This is a genomic window from Microbulbifer sp. THAF38 (genome assembly GCF_009363535.1).
Lineage (GTDB): Bacteria > Pseudomonadota > Gammaproteobacteria > Pseudomonadales > Cellvibrionaceae > Microbulbifer.
In genome coordinates, this window is the sequence record NZ_CP045369.1 from 2,179,348 (window position 1) to 2,193,235 (window position 13,888).

At 45.3% G+C, this 13,888-nt stretch carries 12 protein-coding genes; 7 read left to right on the plus strand and 5 right to left on the minus strand.

Going from position 1 to position 13,888, the window contains the following annotated elements; genetic code table 11:
- Positions 1–73: 73 nt before the first annotated feature.
- The 6 genes from FIU95_RS09315 to FIU95_RS09340 all read left to right on the plus strand — a co-directional run bounded on the left by FIU95_RS09315 (position 74) and on the right by FIU95_RS09340 (position 7,794).
- Positions 74–1,507 carry an aldehyde dehydrogenase family protein gene (locus FIU95_RS09315; RefSeq protein ID WP_152453518.1) on the plus strand — a complete coding sequence of 478 codons (1,434 nt, stop codon included), beginning with the start codon at positions 74–76 and terminating at the stop codon, positions 1,505–1,507.
- 158 nt (positions 1,508–1,665) lie between these two features.
- Positions 1,666–1,989, plus strand: coding sequence for a helix-turn-helix transcriptional regulator (locus tag FIU95_RS09320; RefSeq protein ID WP_152453519.1), 324 nt, complete (start codon positions 1,666–1,668; stop codon positions 1,987–1,989).
- Positions 1,990–2,312: 323 nt separating this feature from the next.
- Positions 2,313–3,407, plus strand: a complete 1,095-nt coding sequence (locus FIU95_RS09325) for a permease (protein ID WP_152453520.1) — start codon at positions 2,313–2,315, stop codon at positions 3,405–3,407.
- A 38-nt stretch (positions 3,408–3,445) separates the two neighbouring features.
- On the plus strand, positions 3,446–3,880 hold the full coding sequence (locus FIU95_RS21455; RefSeq protein ID WP_253869018.1) for an aldehyde dehydrogenase family protein: 435 nt from the start codon (positions 3,446–3,448) through the stop codon (positions 3,878–3,880).
- A gap of 222 nt (positions 3,881–4,102) precedes the next feature.
- On the plus strand, positions 4,103–5,983 hold the full coding sequence (locus tag FIU95_RS09335) for a DUF3592 domain-containing protein (RefSeq protein ID WP_152453521.1): 1,881 nt from the start codon (positions 4,103–4,105) through the stop codon (positions 5,981–5,983).
- Positions 5,984–5,994: 11 nt separating this feature from the next.
- Positions 5,995–7,794 carry a DUF3592 domain-containing protein gene (locus FIU95_RS09340; RefSeq protein WP_152453522.1) on the plus strand — a complete coding sequence of 600 codons (1,800 nt, stop codon included), beginning with the start codon at positions 5,995–5,997 and terminating at the stop codon, positions 7,792–7,794.
- 185 nt (positions 7,795–7,979) lie between these two features.
- Here the strand turns inward: FIU95_RS09340 and FIU95_RS09345 are convergent, their stop codons facing one another.
- Positions 7,980–8,681, minus strand: a complete 702-nt coding sequence (locus FIU95_RS09345; RefSeq protein ID WP_152453523.1) for a carboxylesterase — start codon at positions 8,679–8,681, stop codon at positions 7,980–7,982.
- Positions 8,682–9,345: 664 nt separating this feature from the next.
- Here FIU95_RS09345 and FIU95_RS09350 point away from each other — a divergent pair.
- The gene (locus FIU95_RS09350) at positions 9,346–10,248 is read left to right on the plus strand and encodes a LysR family transcriptional regulator (protein ID WP_152453524.1); all 903 of its coding nucleotides are present in this window, start codon (positions 9,346–9,348) and stop codon (positions 10,246–10,248) included.
- Positions 10,249–10,292: 44 nt separating this feature from the next.
- Here FIU95_RS09350 and FIU95_RS09355 read toward each other — a convergent pair whose 3' ends face one another.
- The 4 genes from FIU95_RS09355 to dbpA form a co-directional block, all read right to left on the minus strand.
- Positions 10,293–10,595: a lipid-A-disaccharide synthase N-terminal domain-containing protein gene (locus FIU95_RS09355; RefSeq protein WP_216646328.1), complete on the minus strand. Its 303-nt coding sequence runs from the start codon at positions 10,593–10,595 to the stop codon at positions 10,293–10,295.
- Positions 10,592–11,467 (minus strand): glycosyltransferase family 2 protein, encoded by an 876-nt coding sequence (locus tag FIU95_RS09360; protein WP_152453525.1) that lies wholly within the window; start codon positions 11,465–11,467, stop codon positions 10,592–10,594. The genes FIU95_RS09355 and FIU95_RS09360 overlap by 4 nt, the downstream gene beginning before the upstream one ends.
- An 85-nt stretch (positions 11,468–11,552) precedes the next feature.
- Complete coding sequence (locus FIU95_RS09365; protein WP_216646329.1) at positions 11,553–12,011, minus strand: cache domain-containing protein; 459 nt, start codon at positions 12,009–12,011, stop codon at positions 11,553–11,555.
- A gap of 298 nt (positions 12,012–12,309) precedes the next feature.
- Positions 12,310–13,698: an ATP-dependent RNA helicase DbpA gene (gene dbpA / locus FIU95_RS09370; protein ID WP_152453526.1), complete on the minus strand. Its 1,389-nt coding sequence runs from the start codon at positions 13,696–13,698 to the stop codon at positions 12,310–12,312.
- Positions 13,699–13,888 lie beyond the last annotated feature (190 nt).

Below are 13,888 nucleotides of genomic sequence, written 5' to 3' on the forward strand. Positions count from 1 at the left end.
GACCTATACCCTCGTGATTGATCGAGCGGGTTCTGATGTCGATGCTCACCGTGAACGCCACTTGGAGGCATCGATGTTACAGAAAGCATATCCCTACTACCTGGCCAACGAAGCCGTCTATGCCAATACCGAGCTGGAGGTGACAGATAAGTACTCCGGCGAGGTGGCAACACGGGTTGCCATGGCGGATGCCAAGGTGATCGACAGCGCTATCGATTGGGCCCTGCTGGCAGAAAAGCCCATGGCTGCGCTGCCCCCCTACAAGCGCCAGCAAGTTTTGGATCATTGCGTACAGCGCTTTCAGACAAGATTCGAAGAGCTGGCCGAGGCCCTGTGTGTTGAAGCGGGTAAACCGATTCACGATTCCCGCGGGGAAGTCTCTCGTTTGATTGATACTTTCCGAGTGGCGGCAGAAGAGGCCGTGCGTATCAATGGCGAGATTATGAATCTCGAAATCTCCAAGCGCAGCGCGGGTTACCGGGGGTTTGTTAAGCGTGTTCCCGTGGGGGCCTGCTCTTTTATTTCACCGTTCAATTTTCCACTTAACCTCGCGGCCCATAAAGTGGCTCCAGCCATTGCCGCCGGCTGCCCCTTTGTGCTCAAGCCCGCGAGTAGAACACCCATTGGTGCCCTGATTATTGCAGAGGTGCTTGCGGAGACCGATCTGCCCAAGGGTGCCTTCTCGGTGCTGCCCTGTCATCGCGAAGGTGCTGACCTGTTTACCGTGGATGATCGCTTTAAATTACTCAGCTTCACCGGCTCTCCTGCCGTTGGTTGGGATTTGAAAGCCAGGGCAGGGCGCAAGAAAGTGATTTTAGAGTTGGGCGGCAATGCTGCCTGTGTGATCGATCGTGATACCGACCTGGAGGATGCGGTAGAGCGCTTAATCTTTGGGGCTTTTTATCAATCGGGCCAGAGCTGTATCGGAGTGCAAAGAATTTATGGGCACTCCAGCTTGTATGAAGATCTGAAGGCGCGCTTGCTGGAGCGCACCAAGAAGCTTAAAAAAGGCGATCCAAAATCCGAGCAGACTTTTATCGGGCCAATGATTTCCGAAGGCGAAGCGACAAGATTGCATAACTGGATTAAAGAAGGGGTTGAGCAGGGGGGCACACTCCTATGCGGTGGCAACCGCGATGGCGCCATGCTTGAGCCAACGTTAATGGAGAATGTTCCCAGTGACTGCAACGTAGTGCAGCAGGAAGCTTTTGGTCCTGTCGCAATACTGGAGCCTTTTGATGATTTCGATGAGGTGCTGAAGAAGGTCAACGACAGCGCATTTGGTTTACAGGCCGGGATCTTCACCCGTGATTTGTATAGAGCCCAAAAAGCTTGGGACACCCTGGAAGTGGGCGGCGTAGTGATTGGTGATGTGCCCAGTTGGCGGGTAGACAATATGCCCTACGGTGGCGTGAAAGATTCAGGCTTGGGACGAGAGGGGGTACGTTGGGCTATTCAGGATATGACGGAGGAGCGGTTGATGGTGGTGCGCACATTGCCTTCTTAACTCGAGGGCTCTCGAACGAGAGTCATGAAAAATTGAGTTCCAGTATTCCTGTGCGTATTGGAAATACCCAGAACTTTGCTGAGTGCTAGCCAGTAACTTTCACTTTGCCCCTCAATTGTTTATATTTCGATAAATCTAGAATTTAGGGCGTTGTGGAAATGGGAATTGATGAGGTAGCCAAAGCTTTAAAAGAGCTGGGTCACCCGACCCGGTTATTAATCTATAAAAAGATTGTTAAAGCAGGTAACCCTGGGATTCCCGTGGGTAGCATCCAGGAGCAGCTCGACATCCCTGGGTCCACTTTATCTCACCATATCGCGAGCTTGGTCTCTGCCGGTTTGATCACTCAGCGGCGCGAGAGTCGCACTCTGTATTGTGTGGCTGAATATCAGCGCTTAGTGGGAGTTATCAATTTTTTACAAGATGAATGTTGTAATGATGACCTTGCAGGCCAGGCCGATAACTGTAGTAAGCCGGAGTGAGGCGAATCCCTCTTGTCGAGCCTTCTTTCAGTCCCCCCAATTTATCTACGCTCCTTTTTATCTCCCCTCCTTTGCTAGCTAAACATCGGCTGCTTGTTCCATTTTTCTTCGTCTGAAAATAGCCAAACCTAAGAGCATTGTTCGCTAAGTCTAATGGCTCAACCATGTTGACCGCTTGGTCAAAACCTGAGGCTGGAAGGTTGCCAAATTGATTAAGACGATTTGGCCCTAATCAATATTTCCATATTTCTAGAAATAACTTGACGTCGCCTAATGATTCGATGATTCTAGAAATATAGTTATTTTTTTGAGGAGTAATTACGATGTCTGTCGAGTTAGTCACCATGCTGGAGGAGGCACTCAACATGTTTGCCTTCCTCGCAGTCGAGCTGACAGTGTTGTTTCTAGCAATCAGCTACCTTGTGGGGGTGTTGCAGGAGTACATTTCTCCTGACAGGGTTCAAGCGGCACTGAGTTCACGAAGAGGTAAGGGGTACCTTATTGCGGCACTCCTCGGCGTGATCACTCCATTTTGCTCCTGCTCTACGATCCCATTCATTAAAGGCTTGTTAAGGGCTCAAGCCGGATTTGGTCCAGTAGTGGTATTTCTATTCTCCAGCCCACTGCTAAACCCTATAGTTATTGGCCTGCTGGTCGTCACTTTCGGGCTAAATGTAGCCATCCTCTATTTCACGCTTGCAATGGCAGTCTCAGTCTTGGCTGGGTTTCTTTTGGAGAAGCTTGGCTTTGAACGGTTTGTTCGTGATGAAGCTTACCTGGAGTCCAGAGGTTGTAACTCGGGCTCCAAGAACAGTGAGGCCCAGCCTGCGATGGGTAGTGGCTTGCCTGAACGGGAAACTACTTCAAGTTTTGCTGCCCAAGGGGCTCCTCTACTTGCATCAGTAACAGGGCCTGGAATTGAAAAAACGGCGGTAGCTGGCAGTTGCTCGGTAAATCAGTCAGGAAAAAACACTTGCGCAAACAAAACTCAGCCAGAGGCTGCGAAGCCTAGCCGTTGGTTCACTATCTGGCTGTCTACCTGGAAGGACTTTAAGAAAACGCTACCTTACCTGCTGATTGGTATCACGCTCGGGTCCTTTATTTATGGGTTTGTGCCTACCGATCTGATCGTGGCCTACGCCGGTGAAAACAAATGGTATGCGATTCCTATCGCCGCTGTGATTGGTATTCCTCTCTATATTCGCGCCTCGGCCGTCATTCCACTGAGTGCTGGACTGGTACAAAAAGGTATGGCACTGGGCTCAGTGATGGCGCTGATTATTGGTAGTGCCGGTGCCAGCCTGACCGAAGTGATACTGCTGAAGTCGATCTTCAAAACCCAAATGATAGCTGCGTTTTTGACTGTTGTTTTAGGTATGGCGGTAACAGCCGGCTATTTATACAGCTTCCTCTTTTGAGCAATGGTAACTAGAGATTCTTTTAGGAGTAATGACCAATGAAAAACGTCCATGATGTGATTGTCATCGGTGCCGGTCCTATCCGTATTGCCGCCGCGGCTCAATTTTTATCCCGAGGACTACAACCACTAGTACTTGAAAAAGGTACATCTGCAGGTAGTGCTATGTTGGAGTGGGGACATGTACGGGTATTTACCCCCTGGTCTTATATGATCGATGAAGTACTTAAAAAGGTCAATGACAGCACATTTGGATTACAGGCCGGGATCTTCACCCGTGATTTGTATCGAGCCCCAAAAGCTTGGGACACCCTGGAGGTGGGCGGCGTAGTGATTGGCGATGTGCCTAGTTGGCGAGTAGATAATATGCCCTACGGAGGCGTGAAAGATTCAGGTCTGGGCCGAGAGGGGGTGCGTTGGGCGATTCAGGATATGACGGAGGAGCGGTTGATGGTGGTGAGAACTCTAAGATAAGAAGTTAACCTTCAATGAGTATCTGATAAGCACTGATCGTGATAATATTCATCGATAAAAATCGGTTGTCGTGCATTATTTAATAGGTACACTTTATATGTTTTATATCCTTCCTAATCTTATTTTAAATCATCCAGCTGGCTGATGTATTAATTACCATATAACAAACGCAGTTAAAGCCTTGGGCTTAATTGCTCGTTGAAGTTGTTTTAGGTATTTTTCATGGATGACCAGAAAAACAAAAAAGCCAAGATCACACCAGTATCACTGCTATTTTTCATCGCCTATCAAGCTATATTTTGCACCCTTCTATATCAATGGGCTCTCACACCGGTAGTTGATAAGCTTAGGATGTTCAATTGGCTTCCAATGGATGCCCATCTAATTGAAGTGGATCTAGAAATCTATTGGGATGATGAAAGTACTTTCTATCAAGTTGTTGCCAGCTTTGAATTTAATATAGACGGTAAAACCTATTGGGGTAATAGGGTTGATATACACTCAGAACCAGATGATTCTGGAGGAAAGCGTTATCATGAAAATATGCATAGCACTCTTCAGAAATTTAAGAGGCAGGGGCGCACGTTTAATGGATGGTTTAACCCAGATAATCCCTATGATTCAATCCTAGATAAGAAGCTACGTTGGTCAAAAATTATTATTCCCGGCTTGTTATGCTGTCTATTTATTTTAAGTGGTTTAATCGTTTATCGAGCATATATTTTTCGGGAACAAGAAAAGGACCCGGAGCTGGTTAAAAAAACACCATGGATCGCAAAAAGCAAATGGAAACCGGAGGGAGTATCATCTGAAACCAAAGGGGTACTGAAAGGGCAGTTGTGGAGTGGGTTCGTGGCGGCTTTGCTCGGTGCAGTTTTTGCTTATGCAGGATTAACGATCTTGTTAAATGGAGAGTATGCGGGGCTATTTTTCTTAAGCCTAGGTATTATCGCTTGTTTATTGGCCATTGAACCAATTAAGAGCTGGTGGAAATTTAAGGCGCTTGGAAGTGTGTCTGTCGTCATTAATCCATTTCCAGGTAGAGTCGGTGGAAAAGTATCTGGCTATATTCAGTTTCCCCAGTCTCTGTTAGTTAGAGAGCATACTATTCGCATAATACTAAAGCAGTTCACAAGATTGACTGAGCGTGGCGGGGATATTAGGAGTCGAAGGGAGTTTGTAAATTGGGAGGCCGTAACTAATGGAATGCATCAGGCTACTAATTCTGGGATAAGGGTCTACTTCTCTTTCGAAGTTCCAAACAAATTGCCTGAATCAAATACGGATATTTATTGTGGGGATGGGGAGTATTGGTATTTAAATGTTCGTGGTGGTTTTCAAGGTGACCACTTTGAGAGAGAGTATGAGCTGCCAGTATTTAATGTGGATTCTTCTGACCATAATGATGCGGGTCAAGAGTGTGAGGATAAAAGTACAGAAAGCCAAGTTGACAAAACTCCTGGGAATATAAATTTTAAGGCAGATTTTGTTCAAGGAAGTAAAGAATCTCCTACTGATGTTCCTGTGGGTAAGCCGTTGAGGAATTTTTCCGAAGAGCTATCCAGCATAGTACATATGGAAATGCAAGGGGGCACGGTAGTAATTAGGCAAAAGTCATTTTTTTATAAGTTGAGTATGTGGATGATAGGGTTCGCATTTTTCATGCTTTTTCTTGGATGTGTGCTAGTTATATCGGAAATAAAATTTTCTTTTTTAGTGTTTGGGATAAGTATTTTTTTATTTATTTTGTCGGTCCCGTCGGTGTTATCAGTTAAAGAGGTTCAAATTACCCAGAACCATTTAATACGCAAGAACCTTTGGTTTGGCATGGCGAGAGAATATGATCAAATTAATCGTGAATCTATTAGAGAGGTAGTGTTGAAAAAAGTTGGATACCTCACTAGCTCTAAAAAACAAACCCGTGAATGCTTCAATATATTTGCTAGAGGTAAGTGCGGAACAGATGTTTTAGTTGCAAGCTTTATCCCGGGTCGTGGAGCTGCTGAGCAATTGCGGAAGAGGATAAGTCTTTTGATTGGACGCAGAGTGCGCCAGGCACAGAAGAGATCACCTGGCCGTGTGTTGCGGGGGGGCGGGCAGTAGTGGCTCTTATAATGAGCAAGCTTGGAAAATTCAGTTTTTCATTCAATCCTTATTTGTTTGGTATAGCGGGTATATTCTTTGTTTTTTCATTTGCTGCATTCCTATATGAGGTAGTTGGTCCTGTCCGAGATGCGATAAAGATGCGAGATTGGTTGCCAATGACTGCAGAGGTTCTTGAGGTTGAACTGGCAGAAAGCTGGGGAGATGGGGGGTCGGTCAGTTATCAAACTTTTGCTGCATACGAATTTGTTGTGGATGGTAAGGCTTATTGGAATGACCGGGTAAGTGTCAATTCTGGTTTTGATAATCTTGGACAATATCAAATAAATATTTTCCATCGATTGAATAATGCCAGGGAAAGAGGGTTGCGGATAAGTGGGTGGTATAATCCTGATAATCCTGCTGAAGCAGTGATTGACCGGGGATTGAGGTGGATACAAGTAGTACCTTTAACCCTCTTTTGCTTGCCTGTGATGTTTTTCGCATTCATTGTTATGTGTGCATCTGTAGTAAGAAAAAGAGATGATGAACCTAGCTCAGAAACTGCCTCCTATCTGTTTAAAAAAGAGTGGAAGGTAAATGGAATTTTATCGGAAGAGCATCGCGGGCAGCTATCTGGATGGCTATTTATCATGCTTCTGTGTTCTGTTGTTATTCCTTGTCTATATATTGCGGTTGATAAGTTAACTAGAGGGGTGCATGATCTTGATGTGGTAATATATTTACTTTTTGCTGTTTCTCTATTGTATGTACTTTACCGGCCTCTTAAGAGCAATATTCAACAAGTTCGATATGGAAAGGTTCCTTTGGTGGTGACTCCATTTCCAGGTATATTAGGTCGTATTTTTTCTGGATATTTGCAGTTCCCTAAAATAATTAATGTTAGTCAACAGGCTTTTCATTTTTCACTTCAGCAGGTGCGAACATACAGAAACAACCAGGGAGAAGGTTCTGGGTTGCAACATGTCGTAAATTGGGAGACTCAAGGGCAGGGTCATTTAGAGGTAGTCAATGGCTATTCAAGGGTCTATTTCGCCATTCAAGTCGAGGGTAATTTACCTGAATCGAAGATTGAGGGAGATGAGGGGGATTGGTGGCGACTGAATGTCGAGGGCAGGATGCAGGGAATTACCTTTACTCGTACCTACGAAGTTCCAATCTTTTGCGAGGGCTATGAATTTCAAGAAGCTGATACTTTAAATGATGAAATTATAGCTAAAGTGCCGGTAGGGCGATTAAGAACAGACTATTCTGAAGAGCTAAAAAAACTTGTGTCGATAGAGGAACTAGGTACCGCTATTCAGTTTCGACAGAAGATACTTATTAGCATACCAACCGTAATGCAACTAGTTGGAGGCGTGATTGCTAGCGCTATTGGCATTGCATTATTCTTCACGAAAGCTCCATTTTTTTTCGCTGTTGTCTTTGCAATAGCGGGATTACTCCCCCTTGGCTCTGCGTTGAGTCGTGCTGTCAGATGTTACCAAACCTATATAGGGGCAGATAAGGTTACTTGTCGCTACTCTTGGATGTGGGTGAAGCATGGGCAGAAAGTTCTGGATAAGTCCAATGTACATGGTGTTTACATGACAAAATATGCGGGCTATGAGGGTTTAGATGATCGAAAAAAAGAATACTTTGATTTTTATTTGGTAGGGAATGACGGTTATAAAGTAAAAATCATTTCAGACTTATTGGGGAGGGAGGCGGCTAAGCTATTTCTCGAAAAGTTGGAGGTTTTATGTAAGCTAAAATCAATCAGCGCTCTTGAGTTAAAATCTCTTCAAGAAAGGCAAAAAAATGTTGCCTGAATTTTATTTGCGGAGAATGGTGGGGCTGCCATTTATTTTGTGTAATTATGTTGGTGTTAAATCATTTCTGATGTTAGCTTGGTAAATTTTATCCTGAGTGCCACTGCTACTAGTTGTTTATCTGAGTTGCTGAAACATCCAGTTGCTACAAAATTCTGTAACCCGATCCCATTCAGGTTCCGGCATTAAGTAGTGGCCGTAACCTTCGGCAGTATAAAAAGTGGTTTTTGTACTTTGTTGCTTTGCAATAAAACGTGCTGTGGAGGGGGGGGTGCAAAATCGTCGGTGCCGGAAATCATCAAAACAGGGCAGTCAATCTTTTTATAATCAATTTTTGTGGTCCTGTTGTCGTCAAAGATCCAGAAGAAAAGTTCGAAAAGTACTCGTCCAGATTCAGGACCTAAACGATTGAATACTTGGTGTTGATCTTCCTTATTGAGCTTGTTGAGCCCAAATTTTGCCATTGCCTCAAAGTCTGGTAAAAGTACGTCTTCCCAGAAATTACCGGCTGCCATAAACATTTTGCCGAGTTCGCGTTCTTGCTTCGTTGTAGGCAGTATCCCCCAGTTGACGCTTCCGTTCAGCAGCACTATTGCGTCCGTCAAGCCCATGGAGGCTATTTTTTGTGCGATGACACCTCCCAGAGAATGGCCAATTAAGATAGGTTTGCAGCTTAAGCCGTTAACGAATGATGCAATGTCCACAACATAGTCGGCGATGCTGATTCCCTTTAGGCGCTTTTGCGATTGTTGAGTTTCAAGATTTTCGTGGTAGCGATAGCTTGGGCTATAACAGCGGAAACCTTTTTCTTCAAAGTACTGATGGAAGTTCTCCATTGTCCAGGGGCCGGCGTTAGTGCCATGAATAAAGACGATAGTAGGCTCCATTATTGTCAACCTGCTTAGCCAAAGTCTCTTATCTGCTTGGGTTCTTCCGTATTTGCATTGATCATTTTTGCTATTGGTAGACTTACCTGAACCATATGACGACTTCCATAAAAACTTGCCCCAACCACATAGCAATAAGTAAGCGGAGAGGTATATCAATCCAGTATAGCCTGAGACGGTTTATTGAGAGTTATTGTTGCGGATTAAATGTTTCTATCTTCACTGACAAATGGACTATGAAAATTGGCATAGCTATTAAAATCCAAAGTTCAATATGCCTCTGTAATCTGCCTGATAACCCTGACAAGGGTGCACAGCGTGTTGTAACTGTCCTTGATTGTCGATCTGATAAATGGTTGCCCCACATTGATTACAGAAAGCATGCTTTTTTATAGGGCCGTATTTAAAGGTATAAGTGTTTAGCTGTCTTGATGGGTCTTCGATAAGGACCGGGTTTGAAGCCTCAACAAAGTTAACTGATCTATTTGACTGTGGTACGGCTGAACTGTTGAAAAGTTTGTAGTGAATAGCTCCGCAGTGGCAAGTTAAGTGATTCATTGGTTAATCTCCAGAGTGGATTAGTATGGGGTTAAAGTTTACTATTTGGCCGATCTCAATAAAGATCATCAGCGGAAAGTCATAATTAGCTTTAAGGAAATAGTCGGTGCGGCGGGAATATGATAAGTACCACTTGATCAGTGTCTTTTGTGCGGTAGTGGATCATGGCTCCTTGAGTAAAGCCGGTAGCCATTTGGGCTTATCGACGCCAACTGTGAGCAAGACACTGGCACAGCTGGAGCAGGTGCTGGGCCAGGTACTCTTGACCCGAACTACCAGGGCTGTGTCGATAACAGATGCCGGGAGGCTTGTTTATCAGCAGGGGCAACAGATACTCAATGCCTTTACTGAACTGGAGGACCGGGTTGCTGAGCTTGGGACTCTCGATCGCGGTAAATTGCGAATTACCTTCCCTGAGACATTGGGGGAGAATGTATTTAGCCAGATTTGTAATGACTTTCAAAAGGCTTATCCTGATTACAGTCTTGAGTTGATATTTACCCCACATCTTCTGGATATGATTGAAGATGATATTGATATCGCCGTACGTGTATGGGCGACAATGCCGGATAGCCAGTTTTATGGCTTACCACTGTTCAATATTTCCCCAATTTTTGTGGCATCACCAGAGTATCTTGATAAGAATGGTTATCCGGCGTCTATTGAGGCACTGAGTCAGCAAAATATTTTACTGGCCAGGCTCAATGGATTGAAAGATGGATGGATTTTTGATGGTAAGTACTACCATTTTAAAGGAAATCTCATTTCTAACAAAACTTCTCATACTCGTGCCGCAGCAATAAACGGTAATGGCATTGCTATATTGCCATCCTACTTCTGCAGGCAAGCCATACAAAGTGGAGAGCTGATTGAGCTTTTTCCAGAAATCAAAAGAGAGGACAATATGGTAGGTGCTCTTTATAAAGTAAAACGTAAAAACTCCAAGAAAATTGATGTGTTTTTAAGTTATTTGGAAGCAAGATTACGGGAATCGGATTTTATGTGTTGACATTTGGTGGAGTGGTTCTAAATATCCGCTAAGATGAATAGGGTTTATTGCTGTTTGGTGCGCAAAATCAAATATATATTTCGGCAATAAATAAAGATGCCAGTAAATTGCCCAATAATAATAACCGGATCGGCTCGGTGAATACCATAGATCACCATCATCGCTCCACCCACTAAGCTGATATACCAAAAGGCTTCTGGCACAATGGATTTATGGGCGCGCTCACTAGCAATCCATTGCACTACAAATCGTAAGAAAAATATAATCTGTGCGCCTAGGCCAAATACTAGCCAGCCTTTTTCAATGGTCTGAACCTGGCCCCACCATTCAGCCAGAGTTGCGCTCAACTGGAGAAGCCCCCTGGTTCCCTGTTGTTTTTGTTAGAGTCTTTTTGAGGCGAGCTATCTTTCTTAACCGTCTCGGTTGTGGTTGGAATGATGAGCCTTTTGCTTAACCAATAAACACCAAAAAGATTAAAGATCCCGAAGAGTGCTCGATAAGTGTTGGTATACTTTGAGCACCCTGAGAATCTCTCGCGATCAACAATCTCTATTTCAGTTCTTTCGAAGCCATACAGGGTTACGAGGACCGGTATAAAACGGTGCATACCTCTAAAATGTGGTATGGCTAAGAAAACCTCCCGGTTGATAAGCTTTAGACCACAGCCTGAGTCGGTGCAGTCGTCATGTAATACTGAGCGACGTATCCAGTTGGCGCAAAAGGAATAAGCTTTCTTCAACCAGCTGCTTTTGCGTTTAACACGCACACAATTGACTAGCATTAGCTTCTGTTGTTGGTTATGTTGTTGCTTACGTGGAGGTTGTGCCAGCTGTGCAAACATTTTGGGGATATATCTGGGGTCATTCTGGCCATCGCCATCAGAAAATACGATCCATTTTCCTCTGGCCGCTGTGGCTCCGGTAACGATACCTGCGGACTGGCCCAAACGATGGGGATGACAAAGCAATTCAAGAGTAGGGTACTGGGTCATCATGGCTGATACCTCTGCCACTGTATCATCTGTCGACCCATCGTCCACAATAATCACTTCACGGGGAGGTAAATCTTTTAAGGTTTGGTAGATCTCTTTGATCAGAAGGGCAATACACCCGCTTTCATTATGAACGGATATAACAATACTGAAATTATTGCTGGGTACTAGAGCATTGTTGCTCAGTTTATTTGCCTCCGCTATCCAATTGAAATAAGTGTTCGCCAGATGAGTTTAACTAAAGCCTAGTAGATCACCTTATAAGGTGATCGGTAATAAACAACCCGATAATAGTCAGGTCTGGTTTGAAGTATTACTTTTTGTAATAACCCACACCGCATACATGGTCGCCAACTTTAGTAATAAATGCCGTTTTTTGTACGGGCTTTGTTTCACCAGGACGCGGCCACATATAGGTTACCTTGCTGATTTGCCCCTCTTTTGCATTCTTAATCATCTCCTCTCCAAAAGCTTTTCCCATTATATCTCTTTCCGCTTTTAGGTTTCTTTCATCAAGATTCGGATGGAATACAGGATGTGCTGTAAGGCTGCCATCTGCCTTGACACAGAATGGGTAGAGATCTCGATCTTTGAACCCTCCCTCACCTTTATTAATTTTATCGATGGTCGCTGACTCATCCGTCTTTAGCGAGGTGACTACTTTTTCCAGAAGGGCCTTGGCTTCTTCAGCAGTCCCATAATTGTCAGCAAACACTGAATATGATGCGAGGGGTGCAAGTAGCATTACAGAGCGGATAAAATTTTTCATCATTGAACTGACTCAGTAGAGAGTGTTGCCCGTCATCCTTACATAATAGACACTGTCTGGGATAAGACTTAAAGGGATAAGCTCAATAGACTTTGCAGTGTAGCGAGTATAATTGACGATTGATAAAAAGGTACTGCTCGGGATCTTCTAGTCTGTTTACTCGGGACGGTGGGGCGCAAAAGTCTAGCTAAGCGCCCCGCAGAGGGTTTTTACCAAACTACCAATCTTTTTCTGAGATTGGCTGAGTGTAAATTATTCTTTGATAGCAAGGTGCGGTTGTGGTGAATGGAGATTACACAACTTACCCGCGGATACGTCGCACCCGGAATTTACGACCTTTCAGTTTACCGTTTTCAATTTTTTTCAGTGCTTCTGTTGCGACGTTTCGCTTTACCGCAACATAAGCCGTCAAGTCCAAGACATTGATCTTGCCAACATCTTTGCCATTGATCGGACGATCACCACCGGTCAGTGCACCGAGAATATCCCCCGGGCGGACTTTCTGTTTCTTGCCGCCATCAATCTGTAAGGTAGCCATAGGTGCCTGAAAGGGCGTTTCAGTTAAGATACTGGCAGGTGGTGGTGTATCTGGGTCGGACAGCGGGTCCTGAGTAAGATCCATACGCAGCAGTTTGTGACCCTCTTTCTCCGAAAACAGGGAGTAGGCGCAACCGCGTTCACCGGCGCGGCCGGTCCGTCCGATGCGATGGGTGTGTACTTCCGGATCTTTGGCGATATGAAAATTGATTACCGCATCCAGCTTGTCGATATCCAGACCCCGTGCCGCCACATCGGTGGCCACTAGAATAGAGGCGCTGCCATTGGCAAAGCGAATCAGCGTTTCGTTGCGCTGGCGCTGTTCCATATCCCCATGCAGGGCCAGCACATTGAATCCAGCTTGCTTCAGGTCATTGGCGACGTCATCGGTTTCACGCTTGGTGTTACAGAAAATCAGGGTATTGACCGGTCTGTCACTGAGTAGAATACGGCGGGTCATCTCCAGACGATCGTCGAAGCTCTCAGTTTTGTAAAAACGTTGTTCGATCACCTCCTCACTGTGTGAGGATTCAATACGTACCATCACCGGCTTTTGCATCACTCGTGCACTGAGTCGCTCGATTTGATCTGGGTAAGTCGCGCTGAACAGTAAGGACTGTCGACGAGCTGGCAACTGCGCCAGAATCGTATCAATAACGTCCTGAAAGCCCATATCGAGCATCCGGTCGGCTTCGTCAAAAACGAGTGTGTCGACATGCTCTAGGGACAGGGTTCCCTTGCGCAGATGTTCCTCGATACGCCCTGGTGTGCCAACAATAATGTGTGCCCCATGCGCCAGGGAGCCAATCTGTGGGCCAAAAGGCATGCCGCCACACAGGGTCAGAATCTTAATATTGTGAATTGCCCTGGCCAGCCGGCGCAGTTCCTGGGCAACCTGGTCGGCCAGTTCCCGTGTGGGACACAGAATCAGCGATTGAATCCGAAACCGATCAACATTGAGCCTGTGCAGTACTCCCAAACCAAAGGCCGCCGTTTTACCGGAGCCGGTTTTTGCCTGTGCGATGACATCTTTGCCGTCGAGTATGACCGGGAGTGTCTTTGCCTGAACCTCGGTCATCGATGTGTAGTTGAGTGACGCCAGGTTTTTTAACAGGGCGGGCTTTAGGGGGAGGTCGGAAAAGGGGGCAGTCAAGGTGAATCCTGGAGTCGTTAAATATCAAATACGCGTATTACGCAACTGCATTTTTGCAGTCTGGCTAATACAAATTTTGCAGGGCACTTTAACAGTTAATCCCGCTGAAACCTATGTACTAGTGGTCTCTACCAAGTGTGACGCTCTCGTCTTGGCCATCACCAATCCGAGCCTGCGTCCAATATGATCG

Coding starts and splice junctions, on each gene's coding strand:
- FIU95_RS09340 (WP_152453522.1), top strand. CDS start 5,995: ATGAGCAAGCTTGGAAAATTCAGTTTTTCATTCAATCCTTATTTGTTT.
- FIU95_RS09335 (WP_152453521.1), top strand. CDS start 4,103: ATGGATGACCAGAAAAACAAAAAAGCCAAGATCACACCAGTATCACTG.
- FIU95_RS09345 (WP_152453523.1), bottom strand. CDS start 8,681: ATGGAGCCTACTATCGTCTTTATTCATGGCACTAACGCCGGCCCCTGG.
- FIU95_RS09320 (WP_152453519.1), top strand. CDS start 1,666: ATGGGAATTGATGAGGTAGCCAAAGCTTTAAAAGAGCTGGGTCACCCG.
- FIU95_RS09325 (WP_152453520.1), top strand. CDS start 2,313: ATGTCTGTCGAGTTAGTCACCATGCTGGAGGAGGCACTCAACATGTTT.
- FIU95_RS09365 (WP_216646329.1), bottom strand. CDS start 12,011: ATGATGAAAAATTTTATCCGCTCTGTAATGCTACTTGCACCCCTCGCA.
- FIU95_RS09315 (WP_152453518.1), top strand. CDS start 74: ATGTTACAGAAAGCATATCCCTACTACCTGGCCAACGAAGCCGTCTAT.
- FIU95_RS21455 (WP_253869018.1), top strand. CDS start 3,446: ATGAAAAACGTCCATGATGTGATTGTCATCGGTGCCGGTCCTATCCGT.